At 52.4% G+C, this 471-nt stretch carries 1 protein-coding gene; it reads right to left on the bottom strand.

Translation table 11 applies throughout. From position 1 onward, the window contains the following. Nucleotides 1-58: 58 nt before the first annotated feature. Complete coding sequence (locus EN939_RS37490; RefSeq protein WP_127271453.1) at nt 59-427, bottom strand: four helix bundle protein; 369 nt, start codon at nt 425-427, stop codon at nt 59-61. Between the last annotated feature and the right edge of the window lie 44 nt (nt 428-471).

The raw sequence follows: 471 nt of genomic DNA on the forward strand, positions 1-471 counted from the left end.
AGTAGGCAGTAGGCAGTAGGCAGTAGGCAGTAGGCAGTAGGCAGTAGGCAGTAGGGGTCTATTCGGGTGCAAGTTTGAAAATAAGCTGGCGAAGCATTTTGCCGATGCCCTCCGTGGATGTCAGCAACTGACTAGCTTGATCATGCGTGGCAAGGCCAATGCGTTCAGCGATCTGGAGGTGTGTCTCGAATTCCTTCAGCGAGCCTTGGGCAATCCTCAGAAATTGCTGATAGGAACCTCTGTTGTCTCGGCCATAACCTTCGGCGATGTTTGCAGGAATAGAGGTTGCTGAACGGCGGATTTGGCTGGTCAACCCATACAATTCCTCTTTTGGCCATGCCTTGGTCAAAGAATAGGTGGCGACAGCCAGATCCATCCCCTGCTGCCACACGATAAGATCCTTGTAGGAATTGATCTTGCCGGTCATCTCACTGCCTACTGCCTACTGCCTACTGCCTACTGCCTACTGCC

This window comes from Mesorhizobium sp. M7A.F.Ca.CA.002.05.1.1, assembly GCF_003998335.1.
Taxonomy (GTDB): Bacteria; Pseudomonadota; Alphaproteobacteria; order Rhizobiales; family Rhizobiaceae; genus Mesorhizobium.